Source organism: Nonomuraea deserti (genome assembly GCF_004348685.1).
Classification (GTDB): Bacteria; Actinomycetota; Actinomycetes; order Streptosporangiales; family Streptosporangiaceae; genus Nonomuraea; species Nonomuraea deserti.
In genome coordinates this window covers 1-14494 of sequence record NZ_SMKO01000235.1, presented here as the reverse complement: position 1 = coordinate 14494, position 14494 = coordinate 1, and the positions used below count along the sequence as shown (strand labels likewise).

Annotated in this window: 12 protein-coding genes; 8 read left to right on the top strand and 4 right to left on the bottom strand. The window is 70.5% G+C overall.

All coding sequences use genetic code 11. The annotated features are described in order from the left end of the window. The first annotated feature begins 277 nt into the window (after positions 1-277). Positions 278-1183: a glycerophosphodiester phosphodiesterase family protein gene (locus E1292_RS44835; RefSeq protein ID WP_132605894.1), complete on the top strand. Its 906-nt coding sequence runs from the start codon at positions 278-280 to the stop codon at positions 1181-1183. Here the strand turns inward: E1292_RS44835 and corA are convergent. Beyond that, positions 1180-2247 (bottom strand): magnesium/cobalt transporter CorA, encoded by a 1068-nt coding sequence (gene corA / locus E1292_RS44830; protein ID WP_246090789.1) that lies wholly within the window; start codon positions 2245-2247, stop codon positions 1180-1182. The genes E1292_RS44835 and corA overlap by 4 nt on opposite strands. A 402-nt stretch (positions 2248-2649) precedes the next feature. Between corA and purD the strand changes: the two genes are divergently transcribed. From purD to E1292_RS44805, 5 genes are all read left to right on the top strand, one after another. Continuing rightward, positions 2650-3864 (top strand): phosphoribosylamine--glycine ligase, encoded by a 1215-nt coding sequence (purD, locus tag E1292_RS44825; RefSeq protein ID WP_132605893.1) that lies wholly within the window; start codon positions 2650-2652, stop codon positions 3862-3864. Beyond that, entirely contained in the window at positions 3861-4697 is an 837-nt protein-coding gene (locus E1292_RS44820; RefSeq protein WP_132605892.1) for a phosphoribosylaminoimidazolesuccinocarboxamide synthase, read from the top strand. Before purD ends, E1292_RS44820 begins: the two co-directional genes overlap by 4 nt. Positions 4698-4776: 79 nt before the next feature. Further along, positions 4777-6042, top strand: a complete 1266-nt coding sequence (gene murA, locus E1292_RS44815; RefSeq protein WP_132605891.1) for a UDP-N-acetylglucosamine 1-carboxyvinyltransferase — start codon at positions 4777-4779, stop codon at positions 6040-6042. Positions 6043-6243: 201 nt separating this feature from the next. Next, positions 6244-7533 (top strand): GTP cyclohydrolase IIa, encoded by a 1290-nt coding sequence (locus E1292_RS44810; protein ID WP_132605890.1) that lies wholly within the window; start codon positions 6244-6246, stop codon positions 7531-7533. 388 nt (positions 7534-7921) lie between these two features. Next, positions 7922-8935 carry an EamA family transporter gene (locus E1292_RS44805; protein WP_165975067.1) on the top strand — a complete coding sequence of 338 codons (1014 nt, stop codon included), beginning with the start codon at positions 7922-7924 and terminating at the stop codon, positions 8933-8935. Here the strand turns inward: E1292_RS44805 and E1292_RS44800 are convergent. Further along, entirely contained in the window at positions 8816-10117 is a 1302-nt protein-coding gene (locus E1292_RS44800) for an aspartate aminotransferase family protein (protein WP_132605889.1), read from the bottom strand. The two genes, E1292_RS44805 and E1292_RS44800, sit on opposite strands and share 120 nt — an antisense overlap. 136 nt (positions 10118-10253) lie before the next feature. Here E1292_RS44800 and E1292_RS44795 point away from each other — a divergent pair, with 136 nt between their 5' ends. Together E1292_RS44795 and E1292_RS44790 are read left to right on the top strand one after the other, a co-directional pair. Continuing rightward, positions 10254-11114, top strand: a complete 861-nt coding sequence (locus E1292_RS44795) for a fumarylacetoacetate hydrolase family protein (RefSeq protein WP_246090786.1) — start codon at positions 10254-10256, stop codon at positions 11112-11114. A gap of 41 nt (positions 11115-11155) precedes the next feature. Beyond that, a complete protein-coding gene (locus E1292_RS44790; RefSeq protein ID WP_132605888.1) occupies positions 11156-12235 on the top strand; it encodes a helix-turn-helix transcriptional regulator in 1080 nt (359 codons plus the stop codon). Positions 12236-12253: 18 nt separating this feature from the next. On the opposite strand, the gene E1292_RS44785 is transcribed toward E1292_RS44790, so the two are convergent. Together E1292_RS44785 and E1292_RS44780 are read right to left on the bottom strand one after the other, a co-directional pair. Further along, the gene (locus tag E1292_RS44785) at positions 12254-13534 is read right to left on the bottom strand and encodes a transcriptional regulator (RefSeq protein ID WP_132605887.1); all 1281 of its coding nucleotides are present in this window, start codon (positions 13532-13534) and stop codon (positions 12254-12256) included. Between the two features lie 38 nt (positions 13535-13572). After that, positions 13573-14373: an amidohydrolase family protein gene (locus tag E1292_RS44780; protein ID WP_132605886.1), complete on the bottom strand. Its 801-nt coding sequence runs from the start codon at positions 14371-14373 to the stop codon at positions 13573-13575. Between the last annotated feature and the right edge of the window lie 121 nt (positions 14374-14494).

Here is a 14494-nt window from a genome sequence, read left to right as displayed (position 1 = left end):
CGAGATCTACACTAGACTAGTCGTCGGCAGCGTAAGATGTGTATAAGAGCCAGCGACTCTCCAGCCCCACGGTTCGGGTGCGGGCCGAGGGGCTCTGCGGGAGATCACCCATCCGTCCACCCATGCCCCGACTGTTGCGGAATGGACCTTTTTGAGAACCTCCGTCATGCAATCCAGCTTATTGTCTGAGGTCTAGTCATCGACCGGGCGTAGCAGGATAAAAAGGACACGGCGTGGCACTGTCTAGTCGCACCCCCGGCCAGGTAGGGTCCGGGTTGTGCGCGTTGAGATTCATGGTCACCGGGGTGCTCGCGGGCTCTGGCCGGAAAACACCCTGCCGGGGATGAGCCGCACGATGGAGCTGGGCGTGCACGCGCTCGAGCTCGACGTCGCGCTCACCGCCGATCGGCGCCTCGTGCTCACGCACGACCTCACGGTCTCCGCCGTGACCAGCGCCGACAGGCGGCCCATCCGCGCCGGCGACCCGCTCTTCCCCTATGTCGGCAGGCCGATCAACTCGCTCACCCTCGCGCAGCTGCGCACGCTCGACGTGGGCGTGCGGCTGCCGCGCCACCCCGACGACCCCTTCGCGCTGACCCAGGTGCCGATGCCGGAGACCCGGATGCCGACGCTGGGAGCGGTGCTGGGCCTGGTGAACGCCTACGACGCCGAGAGCGTACGCCTGCACGTCGAGCTGAAGTCCGACCCGACCAGGCCCGAGCTGACGCCCGACCCCGAGGCCTTCACCGAGCTGGTCGTGGAGGAGCTCGACCGGCACGGACGGCTGGACAACGTCGCCATCCTCAGCTTCGACTGGCGGATCATCCGCCATGCCGCCGGGCTCGCCCCGGGCACGCGCAGGTTCGCGCTGATCGAGCCCGACACCCTGCACTGGCACGACGACCTGGGTGACGACGTGCCCGCCGCCGCGCGCGACGCCGGGGCGAGCACGCTCTCCCCCAAATACCCCATGGTGGACGAAACCTTGATGGCGCAGGCGGTGGCGGCCGGTCTCGACGTGGCGGCGTGGACGGTCAACGACACCGCGCTGGCGGGCCGGATGCTGGATCTGGGGGTGGCCGGGATCGTGACCGACTATCCCGACCGGATGCGGGAGTTGTGGCGCGAGCGCGGCCTGGAGCTGCCCGAGCCGGTGGGCCCGCTCAAGCCGGTCGGCGTCTAGAGCCAGCCGTTGCGGCGGAAGCCGCGATGGAGGAGCACGCAGGCCGTGATCATGACGGCCAGCACCGCCGGGTAGCCCCAGACCTGCTTGGTCTCCGGCATGAAGTCGAAATTCATGCCGTAGATGCCGGCGATCATCGTGGGCACCGCGAGGATGGCCACCCAGGAGGAGATCTTCCGCATGTCCTCGTTGGCCAGCGCGTTGGAGCGGGCGAGCGCGGCCTGCAGGATGGAGCTGCACAGCTCGTTGGACGAATCCACCTGCTCGCACACCCGGGACAGGTGGTCGCCGACGTCGCGGAAGTATTCGCGCATCTCCGACGGGACGACGCGGCGCTGGGGCAGCGCCGACAGCGGCGCCTGCAGCGGGGTGACGGCCCGCTTCATCTCCAGCATCTCGCGCTTGAGCTGGTAGATCCGGTTGATGTCACGGGAGCTGACGTCGGCGAACACGGTCGCCTCGACCTCCTCCAGCTCGAGCTGCATCAGGTCGGAAACCTGGAGGTACTGGTCGACCACGTGGTCGGCGATGGCGTGCAGGACGCCGGCCGGGCCGCGGCTCATCAGCGTGGGCTTGTCCTCGAGGCGCTCGCGGACCGCGGTGAGCGGGCAGTGCTCCCCGTGCCGCACGGTCACCACGAAGTCGGCGCCGAGGAACACCATGATCTCGCCGGTGGCGATGATCTCGTTGTTGCCCGACGCCCGGACGGGATCGAGGTAGGCGATGGTCTTGAGCACCATGAACAGCGAGTCGCCGTACCGCTCGATCTTGGGGCGCTGGTGGGCCTTGACCGCGTCCTCGACGGAGAGCGGGTGCAGCTCGAACACCTCGGCCAGCCACTCCACCTCGGGCGCCTCGGGCTCGTGCAACCCGACCCAGACGAACGCGTTCGCGCCTTCGGCGCTCTTGTTGTGCTCGCGTACGAGGTCGAGCGCCTCGACGATGGCCGGGGCGGCGACCTTCTCGCCGTGGACGTAGGCGCCGAACTCGACGACCGAGTCAACGGGAGGGACGCGGACCTCACGCACTGGGGCGACGTGCTGGCGCCCGACGTGCTGCCGCACAGGGTGACGGTTGATGCGACGGAAAAGCGTGGACGAGCGCATGGCAGTCCCTTTCCGCCCGACCTGGCACGCTCCACGCGCGACGAGAAGTCACCTCAATCAAGAACACAGGCGTGGAGGCACGATCAGGCTGCCGGATTGGAGTGGTCGGGGGTACGCAGGTCGTACGTGAAGGAGCACGTACTGCTGGGATCACCAGGTTTCATCCCGGACCACCTCCAATCACAAAGGACGCCGCAAAGCCGCCTTAACCTATCACAGGCGGGTGAACCAATCCGACGATACTCGCCTGAGAGCACTCGTCTCCGGTAGAACTCACCAAAGATTCTCGCCGATTCCGGCACGTGGCCGGCGCGGCGGACCTGTGGGTGCGCGTGGCGGCGGGCCTGCGACAATGAGCGTGTGCGCGTTCTAGTCATTGGTTCCGGAGGGCGTGAGCACGCCCTGTGCCGTTCCCTCAAGCTCGATCCCCAGGTCAGCGAGCTCCACTGCGCTCCGGGCAACCCGGGCATCGAGCAGGTCGCGACCGTCCACGCGGTCGACCCGCTCGACCCCGGCCAGGTGGCCGACCTGGCGACGCGGCTGCGGGTCGATCTCGTCGTCGTCGGGCCGGAGGCGCCGCTCGTGGCGGGCGTGTCCGACGCGGTGCGCGAGGCCGGCATCGCGTGCTTCGGGCCGTCCAGCCAGGCGGCCATGATCGAGGGCTCCAAGGCGTTCGCCAAGGAGATCATGCAGGCCGCCGATGTGCCCACCGCGCGGTCGAGGACCTGCGAGAACGAGGAGCAGGCCGCGGCCGCGCTCGACGAGTTCGGCCCGCCCTACGTGGTCAAGGACGACGGGCTGGCGGCGGGCAAGGGCGTCGTCGTCACCGGCGACAGGCAGCGGGCGCTCGACCACGCGCGGTCGTGCGAGCGGGTGGTGATCGAGGAGTTCCTCGACGGGCCCGAGGTGTCGCTGTTCGCGTTGTGCGACGGCAGCACCGCCGTCCCGCTGCAGCTCGCTCAGGACTTCAAGCGGGCTCACGACGGCGACCAGGGCCCCAACACCGGCGGCATGGGCGCCTACACGCCGCTGCCGTGGGCGCCCGACGGGCTCACCGACCAGGTCATGCGGGAGGTCGTGCACCCGACGATCGCGGAGCTGGCGCGGCGCGGGCTGCCCTACCAGGGGGTGCTCTACGTCGGGCTGGCCCTGACCGCGAAGGGCCCGAAGGTGGTCGAGTTCAACGCGCGCTTCGGCGACCCAGAGACGCAGGTGCTGCTCGACCGGCTGGAGACGCCGCTGGGCGGGCTGCTGATGGCGAGCGCGACCGGTGAGCTGGGGCTCGACCCGGTGTTCAAGGGCGGCTCCGCCGTCACGGTGGTGATCGCCGCGGAAAACTACCCCGACAGCCCGGTCAAGGGCGACGTGATCACGGGGCTGGAGCCGTCCGAGAACGCCTACGTGATCCACGCCGGCACCAGGCGCGAGGGCGACACGATCGTCTCCGACGGCGGGCGGGTGCTCAACGTGGTGGGCCACGGCCCCGACCAGGAGAGCGCGCGGCGCAACGCCTACGACCTCGCCGGGCGGATCACGCTGCGCGGCTCCCACTACAGGACGGACATCGCCCCATGAAGCACGTCCACTCCGGCAAGGTGCGCGATCTCTACGAGACGGAGGACGGCCTGCTGCTGATGGTCGCCTCCGACCGGGTCTCGGCCTTCGACCACGTGCTGGAGCCCGGCATCCCCGACAAGGGCGCGATCCTCACGCAGATGTCGTTGTGGTGGTTCGACCAGCTCAAGGACATCGTGCCCAACCACATCGTGGCCAAGGGCGACGAGGCCCGCAGCGTGGTGTGCAGGCCGCTGACGATGGTCCAGGTCGAGTGCGTGGCCCGGGGCTACCTGACGGGCGGCGGGCTGGCCGAATACCGCGAAGGGGGCACCGTCTCCGGGGTGCGCCTGCCCGAAGGGCTGGAGGACGGGTCGCGGCTGCCCGAGCCGATCTTCACGCCGTCCACCAAGGCGCCGCTGGGGCAGCACGACGAGCCGATCTCGTACGACCAGGTCGTGGCGGAGGTCGGCGCCGAGGCGGCGGCGGAGCTGCGCCGCATCACGCTGGCCGTCTACACGCGCGGCGCCGAGATCGCCCGCGAGCGGGGCATCATCGTGGCCGACACCAAGATCGAGCTTGGCTGGGACTCCGACGGGGCGCTCACCCTGGGCGATGAGGTCCTGACGCCCGACTCGTCGCGTTTCTGGCCGGCCGACGGCTGGCGACCAGGCCGTTCACAACCTTCATTCGATAAGCAATTTGTACGCGATTGGCTGCTATCGCCCGAATCCGGATGGGACAAAACATCCGGAAACCCCCCACCTCGCCTACCGGACCCCATCGTGGAACGCACGCGCGAACGATACCTAGAAGCGTATGAGCGCATCACCGGAGCTCCCTTTAGCGGATGATTCGGCTGGGTCATGTGGTGTTACCGGCTACTGTTGGCCCGATCGAGCCTCACCGCCAGAATTCAAGGAGCCGCACGAAATGGTCCGTTACCGCGTGCGCGGTGGCAACGCACTGCGTGGAACCGCGTTCATCCAGGGCGCGAAGAACGCCGTGCTGCCCATGATCGGTGCGGCTCTGCTGGCCGCGAAGGGCCGCACCGTCCTGCGCAACGTGCCGATCATCGAAGACGTCCGCCGCGCGATCGAGCTCGCCGAGGCGGTCGGCGCGTACGTCGAACTCCACGAGTCCGAGCGCACGCTCGTCATCGACGCCTCCCGGCTGTCCAGCCCGGTGCTGCCCGCCGAGATCGCCCGGCGCTTCCGCGGCTCGGTGCTGTTCACCCCCGCGCTGCTGCACCGGCTCGGCGAGGCCGTCGTCGAGGGCGTCGGCGGCTGCAACCTCGGCAGCCGCAACCTCGACTTCCACTACCTCGGCTACAAGCGGCTGGGCGCGATCGTCGACGAGGGCGAGACCGTCATCCACGTCAAGGCGTCCGGCCTGACCGGGGCGACCCTCTACCTCGACACCCCCTCGCACACCGGCACCGAGAACCTCATCATGGCCGCCTCCCTGGCCAAGGGCACCACCGTGATCGAGAACGCCGCGCTCGAGCCCGAGGTGCTCGACGTCATCGACATGCTCACCAAGATGGGCGCGCGCATCAGCGGCGGCGGCACCGGCTTCATCACCGTCGAGGGCGTCGACGAGCTGCACGCCGTCGAGCACACGGTGATGCCCGACCGGCTCGACGCGGGCGTGTTCGCGATGGCCGCGGCGATCACCGGGGGCGAGCTGAGCCTCGTGGGCACCGGCCTCGACCTGGGCGTGGTGCGCTACAAACTGGAGCAGATGGGCGTCGAGTTCGCCCGGCAGGGCGCGGTGCTGCACGTGCGCTGCGAGGGCCCGCTGCGGCCGATCAACATCATCACCGACACCTATCCCGGGTTCGCGACCGACCTGCAGTCGCCGATGATGGCCGTCGCGGCGCTCGCCGACGGCACCAGCTACATCCACGAGCGCATCTTCGACGGCCGGTTCGCGCTGGCCGGCGAGCTGAACAAGATGGGCGCCGGCGTCGAGGTCGACGGCAGCAGGGCCATCGTGCGCGGCCGCACACCCCTGACCGGCGCCGAGGTGACGGCCCACGATCTGCGCTCCGGGATCGCCCTCGTGCTCGCCGGACTCGCCGCGGAAGGCGAGACCGTGATCGGCTCCGGCTACCTGATCGACCGCGGCCACGCACATCTCGCCGCTCGAATGCGCGCTCTCGGCGCGGACATTACACGAGAGATTTCCGCGCACTAAAAAACGGGAGAAAAACCTCGTTGAGCTGCTAGGACATCTTGTCGGGCGGTCAACCTGAACGGCTTTCCGGAAAAGTCGGGCGTGACATTACGGCCCCCGCGAGCGATCGTTCCAAAAGAGAGCACTGCAACGGACGGCAGGATGGGACGAACATTGGTCGAGAGGGCCGAAGAAACTCCCCGAGTGTCACGCCCGGGCGCCATGACACCGGACCTCACCATCGGCGTGGTCGGACCCCACGACCTTGTCGAGCGAGTCATGCTGATGGGTCACGCCGCGGCGCCGCTGCCGTGTCGCCTGGTGGCGGCCGCCTACCGCGACGAGCAAGAGGCGCCCGACAAGGTGACAAGGCTCGGACCCGGTGTCGACGCATGCTTGTTCGCCAGCCCGGTCCCCTACGACCTGGCCAGGCGATCCGGCGTGCTGACGATGCCCGCGACCTACGTGCAACTCGGCGGAGCAGCACTGGTGGCGGCGTTGGCCAAGGCCGCGCTCGACACCCGGATGGACCCCAAACGGGTCAGCATCGACGTGGTCAGCCGGGCCGACGTCGAGGAGGCGTACACCGACCTCGGCATCCCCGCCACGGACGTGCACAGCCGCGACGAGCCGGGAGCCACCGGCACGATCGCGGCCTACCACGAACGCCTGGCCAGGCAGGGCGCGACCACGGGAGCGCTGACGTGCCTGGCCGCCGTGGCCGAACGCCTGCACACGGCGGGCGTACCGGTCATCAGGATCAGGCCGACCTCCGCCGCGGTCCGCACGGCGCTGCACACCGCGGCGCTGCTCGGGGCGCATCACCGGCTGGAGGAGTCGCAGCTGACCGTGGTGCTGGTGGAGGTGCCGACGCTGCGCGAGCCCGTGCGCCGCGCCGCGCCCCGCTACTGGCGCGACGAGCTGCGGCTGTCACTGCACCGGCTCCTGGTCCAGGAGGCGAACCGCATCAACGCCACCGTCTGGCCCATCGACGATCACAGCTACCTGGTCACGGCGACCAGGGGCTCGATCGCGGCGGCAACCGACGGCTTCAGGGTGTTGCCGTTCGCGGCCAGGATCAGGGACGAGCTGGGGCTGGCGGTCGAGGTCGGCGTGGGCATGGGACGAACGACCCACGACGCGGAGTCGCACGCGCGGGCGGCGCTGGCCCGCACCCAGGCGGGCAAGCAGGCGCAGGGGTTCGCGGTCGACCGCGAGGGCCGGGCGCTCATCCCGGCCCCGCGGATGCCGCCGACCGGGGCCACCGCACTCAAACCCAAAGGGGTCGAGGTGCTGGCCCGGCTGGCGGCCAAGCTGGAAGGCGGCGACACGGTGGTCGACGCCGAAGGGGCCGGCAAGATGCTGGGGGTGACGCCCCGTACGGCTCGGCGGTTGCTGCGCACGTTGGTTGACGAGGGACTCGCGTGGCCGCTACCGCCCAACCGCACCCCCCAGCCCGGCCGGCCCCGGCAGCTGTACCGGCTGATCGTGGAGAAGCTCGGGCCGCGCTGATCATGCACCCGACCTGATCCACCGGCCGATCCACCGGGGCCGATCCACCGGATACAGGGCCCGCCGCCGCACCTTCCCCCTCCGACGGCGGCGGGCCCGCTTCCGTTTGCCCGGCAGCGGGCCGCCCGTGGCCGCACGCCTGCCCGGCCGGCCCTGACTTGGCGAACCAGCGATTGAAGCTTGGGGATAAAGCGGTTGGTCCTCGTGAGAGGGGGTATGAATTGCGACGCCCCCGATCGACAGGATTCGGACGGGGGCACCAATCCTTCGATGGTCCCTGGACCGGCGTGCGCAGGTGAGAGCGCCCTGCCACCGCAGAGATCGGGCCAGCTTGGTTGTCCGATTCACGCGCGGTTTCTGTCGGGCTCCTCCGCTAATGTCATGACTCATGGACCATCACGCTCCTGACCATCGATCCCCGCTCATCGTCTGGGGCGCCCTCGCCATCGTCTACGTGGTGTGGGGATCGACGTACCTCGGCATCGGCATCGTGGTCGAGTCGATCCCGCCGCTGCTCGGCGCCTCCATGCGTTTTCTCGCCGCAGCCGTGCTCCTCGGCGGGTTCCTGCTGCTCACGTCCGGCAGGCGGGCGTTCCGGATGACCCGGCGGCAGCTCATCAGCGCCTCGCTGGTGGGGGTGCTGCTGCTCACCCTGGGCAACGGCATGCTGTCCGTGGCGGAGCAGTACATCTCCACCGGGCTGGCGGCGCTGCTCGTGGCGTCGGTGCCGTTGTGGCTCGTCGCCTTCAGGTTCGTCGTGCGTGACCGTCCCGGGGTGACCACGCTGGTGGGCGTGCTGGTGGGGCTCGGCGGGGTGGCGGCACTCTCGCTCACCGGCAACGAGGGGGCCGCCGCCACGGGGATCGCGGTGGTGCTGATCGCCTCGCTGCTGTGGGCCGTGGGCTCGTTCCTGTCGGGCCGCGTCACGATGCCGGCCAATTCGTTCGCGACGAGCACCATCGAGATGCTCGCGGGCGGCCTCGGCCTGGCGGTGCTCGGCACCGCGGCGGGTGAGCGGCTCGACCCGTCGACGATCACCGGCAGGTCCTGGATGGCGCTCGCCTACCTCGTCCTCGTGGGGTCGCTGATCGGGTTCACGGCCTTCTCGTGGCTGCTCGGCAACGCCCCCATCTCGCTCGTGTCCACGTACGCCTACGTCAACCCCGCCGTGGCGGTGGTCCTGGGCGCGCTGGTGCTGAGCGAGCCGATCACCCCGCGGATCCTCGTGGGCGGCCTGATCATCCTGATCGGCGTCGCACTCGTCATCTCGACCGAACGCAGGTCAAAGGTCCCGCAGGGCTCCGGCGAACGCGTCGACCGTCGCGGCGACGTCCGCCGCGGTGTGCGCCGTGGACATGAACCACAGGCCGCGCGGAACCATGTTGACTCCCCTGTCGAGTAGCGCGGCGTGCAGCCTGGCCATCCTGGCCCGGTCGGTGGCGGCGAAGTCCCGGTAGTCGCGCACGGCCGCCGCGCCGGTGAAGTACGTCTGGAACACCGGGCCGGGGCCGTCCACGAGCATCGGCACGCCCGCGTCGGCCGCGGCCGACCGCAGGCCCTCCATCAGCGCCTTGCCGCGCTCGAACAACGTGCCGTAGATCTCCTCGCGCCGCTCGTCGAGGATGCGCAGCGTCGCCTCGGCGGCGGCGATGCCGACCGGCTGGGAGTTGAACGTCCCCGCGTGGGCCACCTTGCCCGTCGAGATGTGGTCCATGACGGCCGCCCGGCCGGTCAGCGCCGACACCTGCATGCCCGCGGCCATGGCCTTGCCGAACACCGACAGGTCGGGAGTGACCCCCAGGTGTTCCTGGGCGCCTCCCGGCGCGAGCCGGAAGCCGGTGATGATCTCGTCGAAGATCAGCAGGGTGCCGTGCTCGTCGCACAGCCGCCGCAGGCCCTCCAGGTAGCCGGGGTCCGGGCTGATCGCCCCGGTGTTGCACAGGATCGGCTCGGCGATGACGGCGGCGATCTGCCCTGAGTGCCGTTCCATCAGGCCGGCCAGGGTCTCCAGGTCGTTCCACGGGCAGATGATCAGGTCGTCCGCGTGCCCCGGCTGCTGTCCTGCCGTGCCCGGCACCGCCACGGGGGCGCCGGCCGGCCCGGCCGCGTCCACGGCGGGGTGCACGCTGTAGAGGACGGGGTCGAGCCAGCCGTGGTAGTGGCCCTCGAACTTGAGGATCTTTGACCGGCCGGTGTAGCCGCGGGCCAGCCTGAGGGCGCCGTGGACGGCCTCCGACCCGACGGTGTTGAACCTGACCCGTTCGGCTGAGGGCACCATGGCGCAGATCCGCTCGGCCACGCGCACCTCGGCGGCGTGCTGGGCCGAGTAGACCATGCCGCGGGCCGCCTGGGCCGCGATGGCCTCGACGACCGCCGGCGGGCAGTGGCCGAGCAGCGCGGGCCCCTGGCCGAGCACGTAGTCGACGTAGGAGTTGCCGTCCACGTCCCACAGGCGGGCGCCCTGGGCACGGTCCACGTAGAGGGGGACGCCATCCACCCGGCGTGCGTCGCTGGAGACGCCGCCGGCCAGGTAGCGCCGGCCGGCGGCATGGAGGTCACGGCTGACGTGCAAGGTCCTGCTCATGGGGACCATCAAAGGCCGCGCCGCCGCCCGCCGACAAGGAGGACAGCAACAAGGGGGGCGGCATCGCAAGGACGGGCCCTTGTGACGCCCACGACGCGCCTGGTGAGCTTGAGCCGACCTCCAGGAAGGAATGGCCGTGTTTCTCGGGCGTATCCGGCGGTCCCCCGCCGAGCAAGTCGAACTGGTGGCCTGGCGCGAGGGTGGCGAACTCCTCAGCCTGGCCGGGCTGCGCGCCGGTGACGATCCGGTGGCCCTGCTGAACAGTCACGGGCTGGACCGGCTCACCGACGAGGTGAACCGGCTCTGGGCAGGCGCGCCGGCGTTGCTCGACGAGTCGTCGGTGGTGTTCGAGCCGCCGGTGGCGACCTGCACCAAGATCTGCTGCCTGGCGCTGAACTACGTCGCGCACGCCGAGGAGAGCGGGCTGGAGGTGCCGCCCGAGCCAGTGCTGTTCTTCAAACCGCCGTCCGCGCTGACGGGACACAACCGTCCGGTGACCGCCCCGGCCCGTACGAAGCATCTGGAGCACGAGGTCGAGCTGGCGGTCGTGATCGGCTCGACGGTCCGCGACCTGCCCGCCGAGCGCTGGCGGGAGGCCGTGGCCGGATACACGGTGATCAACGACATGACGGCCCGCGACCTCCAGCTGGCCAACATCGCCCGCAACGCCCCGTGGGACCAGTCCAAGGGGTTCGACACGTTCGCCCCCGCCGGGCCGTACCTCGCGACCGTGGACGAGGTGCCCGACCCGCAGGCCCTGGAGCTGACGCTGGAGGTCGACGGGGAGGTGCGGCAGCGGGCGAACACCGGGCAGATGGTGTTCGGGATCCCCGAGCTGATCGCCGACCTGTCGGACGGGATGACGCTGCTGCCCGGCGACCTCATCGCCACCGGCACCGTCGCCGGGATCGCCCCGCTGGAGGACGGCGACGTCATGCGGGCCACGGTGGAGGGCGTGGGCACCCTGGTCAACCGTGTCGACTTTCGGTCCGCCTAAACCATAGATATCGGCGCATTTAACTCGTACCCTGTGGAGGCATGGACTTCACGGTCGGCGCCCTCATCGACATCGACGACTACGTCGCCTCGACGCGGGCCCACGGCCAGGAGTGGGCCCGCCGGCAGCTCGACCAGGCCGATCGCGCCGTGCGCGCGGTGGCGGCACGACGGCCGGCGTCCTGCGAGCCGCTGCCTCCCGACGAGTGGCTGGTCAGGCTGAGCGGCGACGACCCCGACAGGTTGATGGGCGAGGCGATCGCGCTGGCAGAACGGATCCGCGCCGGCATCGTCAGCGCCACCGACCTCACCGCGACCGTCAGCCTGGGCACCCCCCGGCAGGGCCCAGACAGCACGACGGTGACCGAACGGGACGCCCGGCGTACCAACTCCTACAAGCTGCTGCTGGGCGGTGACAGGGTCATCACGGCGCCGCAGGAGGAGCACTCCGACGCGGCGCCGCCGGTGCGCATCGAGGCGGAGCTGGCCCGCCGGATCCAGGCCGGCGACAGGGGCGGCGCGGCCGGGCTGCTGGCGGGCTGGGTCGACAGGTGCGTCCAGGAGCGCGGCCTGTCCCCGAGGACGCTGCACAACTGGCTGATGGGCGAGCTGCTCTTCGTGGTGGACGTGGTCAACCGGGGCCGGCTCGCGGGCGGCTCCACCGACTGGGTCGACGCCTTCGCGCGCCTGCCGATCGAGGAGCTCACGACGGTGACCCAGATCCACGAGCGCTCCTACCTGCACATCTGGATCGAGGAGACGTTGTGGAGGCTGATGCCGCCCGCCGCGCGGGACATCCTCTCGACGGCCGAGAGCTACATGGCGGCGCACTACACCGATCCGCGCCTGCGGCTGGCCACGGTCGCGGACGCCGTCTCCGCCAGCCCCTTCTACATCGCGCACCTGTTCGCCGACGTGCGGAAGACGACGTTCCTGCGTCACCTGACCGGGCTGCGGCTGCGCCACGCCCGCATCCTGCTCACCGCCACCACCGCGCCGATCGACACGGTCGCCGCCCGCTCGGGCTATCTGAGCGCGAAGGTGTTCCGCGGCGTGTTCAAGCGGCACGTCGGCTGCTCGCCCAGCGAATATCGCCGCAACCACCGGCCCCTGCCCCTGTGAGGCCCTCACCGGGGCGCGCTAGTCGGCGCGCGACACCAGCCGGTACGGCTGCCGCGGCCGGCCCGCCTGCGACGACCTGACCGGCGGGAGAGCCCAGGCCAGCCCTTCCTCGACGAGGCTCTGCAACACGCGGCGGGCGCTGCGCGGCGCGACGCCCAGCACCTCGGCCACGCTCTCCGCGTCGACCACCATCGCCTCGGGGTCGTCGCCCAGCCGCTGGAGGAGCCGGTCGAGCGTCCTGGCCGCCTTGGAGTCGGCCATGGGCTCGTCCACCTGCTCCCGCCTGCGCCGCTGCCGCAGGGGCAGCGAGGTCGCGGTGCCGTCACCGCCGACGAGGAAGGCGGAGGTGGCGTCGGCCGCGCGCGCCCGCTCGACGGCGATGAGGGCGTGGGCGTCGGCGTCGCGGGCGGTGTTGCCGAGCCCGATGCCCACCTCGACGACCACCCCCAGGTCGGCGCGCACCCGGTCGGCGAACGGCGCCACCCGGAACCCGTCGGTGGCCTGCGAGAGCGCCCCCACCGTCGCCGTGATCACGTAGCTGTTCTCCTCGCGCGGGGCCACGGTCGCGCCCATCAGCCGGGCCTCGGCGAGCAGCGACCTGTGCAACGACAGCTTCAGCTCCTGCTGCCAGTAGTTGCCCGGCCCCGACTGTGCCGGGCGGGCCGAGGCCGCGAGCTCGACCAGCACGATGGCGATCTGCGACTCCTCCAGGCGGCTGCCCGTGCCCAGCAGCGTCGCGGTGTTGATGGCCAGCCGCAGCGTGTGCGGGGTGGGCTTCATCCGCAGCACCGGCACCTTGGCCGCCTCCAGCTTGCGGGCCACGGTCCTGACCGTGGTCAGCGCCGCCGTGGTGGCGCCCTCGCGGTAGAGCCGCTCGTGGAAGCCGACGAAGTCGCGCACCGAGTCGGGCTGGCGGTATTCGGAGACGTGCACGCCGTCCATGGGCACGCCGATCTCCTGGTAGGCCTCGGCCACGTCGGCGCGCGCGATCGAGTCGATGCTCACCCTGGCGGGGTCGATCCGCATGGACAGCGTGCCGCGCAGCAGGCTGGAGTAGAGGCCGGCCCCGCTCACGGGCACGAACGTGGCGGGCACCGGGAGCTCGCCGGCCTCGGTGGCCAGGTCGTGCTGGAGGGGCCCGGTGAACAGGACCGCGTCGATGTTGCCCGCTATCTTGGCGAGCTTCTCGCGCGTCTCGTGCTCACCCGTGTGCGGGGCGCCCACCAGCCGGAACGACGCGGCCGACGGCAGGCTCGCGCCGATGTGCACGATCTGCTCGACCAGATCGTGCGGTCCCACCACACCAATCGCGATCTTGGATCGTAGCCCGTCCACCTCTATGCCCCTGTTCTCCCGAGCAGAGCGGTGATCGTGCCCCCGAGTACCGCTGCCCTGTCGTCGTCGCTGAGATCTGAGAACAGTATCCGCCCTAGCGACATGCGCAGATCGATGAAGGGGAAGTCCGACCCGTACACGACCCGGTGCGCGCCGAGCCTGCGGACCATCCCGGCGATCTCCGCGCCCGTGTTGAAGGATCCGCACACCTCCAGGATGACCCGCTCGTGCCGCTCGGCCACCTCGATCGACTGGTCGATGCCCAGCGGCGTGACCCCCGAGTGCCCCGCCAGGATCGTGGCCCGCGGGTGCCTCCCTGCCACCTCGTCGACCAGGGGCAGGTCGTTGTACGGCGAGCCGGAGTAGGTGTGGGTGAGCACCGGCCGCCCGGTGAGCTCCGCGTACTCCCAGACAGGCGCGTAACGCGAGCCGGTCAGCGGATATTCGTGCAGGTCGGGATGGAGCTTGACCCCGCCGAAGCGCGGGTCGCCGCCCCACCGGTCGAGCTCGGCGACCGGGTCCTGCCACGGGTTGACGGTCAGGTAGCCGGTGAACCTGTCGGGCGCCCGGTCCACGATCTCCGCGGTGGCCGCATTGCCCTTGGCGGCGTCGAGCTGGATCGCCAGATGGCTGGAGAGCATCGCGTGCGCGACGCCGCACCGGTCCATCACCGAGATCATCCCGGCCGGGTCGGGGTCGGGGATGAAGAACACGCTGTACGGCCCGGCGTGGGCGTGCGCGTCGACGATCCTCGTCGCCTGCTGCGGGCGGCGCTCCCACAGAGCCGTCGTCAACTCGTTCATCTCTCGTTCCTTCGCTGGAGACCCCGGGCTTCAGCCCTGGGGAGGAAAGCGAACCTGCCGCGTAGCGGCGCACAGGACGTCAGTCCGCCGTCAAGGCGGAATGGCGTTAAGCAGGCGCGGG

What these genes read in the sequence shown, in the direction of transcription:
- E1292_RS44820 (WP_132605892.1), top strand. Translation starts at nt 3,861, where the DNA reads ATGAAGCACGTCCACTCCGGCAAGGTGCGCGATCTCTACGAGACGGAG.
- E1292_RS44790 (WP_132605888.1), top strand. Translation starts at nt 11,156, where the DNA reads ATGGACTTCACGGTCGGCGCCCTCATCGACATCGACGACTACGTCGCC.
- murA (WP_132605891.1), top strand. Translation starts at nt 4,777, where the DNA reads ATGGTCCGTTACCGCGTGCGCGGTGGCAACGCACTGCGTGGAACCGCG.
- E1292_RS44810 (WP_132605890.1), top strand. Translation starts at nt 6,244, where the DNA reads ATGACACCGGACCTCACCATCGGCGTGGTCGGACCCCACGACCTTGTC.
- E1292_RS44780 (WP_132605886.1), bottom strand. Translation starts at nt 14,373, where the DNA reads ATGAACGAGTTGACGACGGCTCTGTGGGAGCGCCGCCCGCAGCAGGCG.
- E1292_RS44800 (WP_132605889.1), bottom strand. Translation starts at nt 10,117, where the DNA reads ATGAGCAGGACCTTGCACGTCAGCCGTGACCTCCATGCCGCCGGCCGG.
- E1292_RS44805 (WP_165975067.1), top strand. Translation starts at nt 7,922, where the DNA reads ATGGACCATCACGCTCCTGACCATCGATCCCCGCTCATCGTCTGGGGC.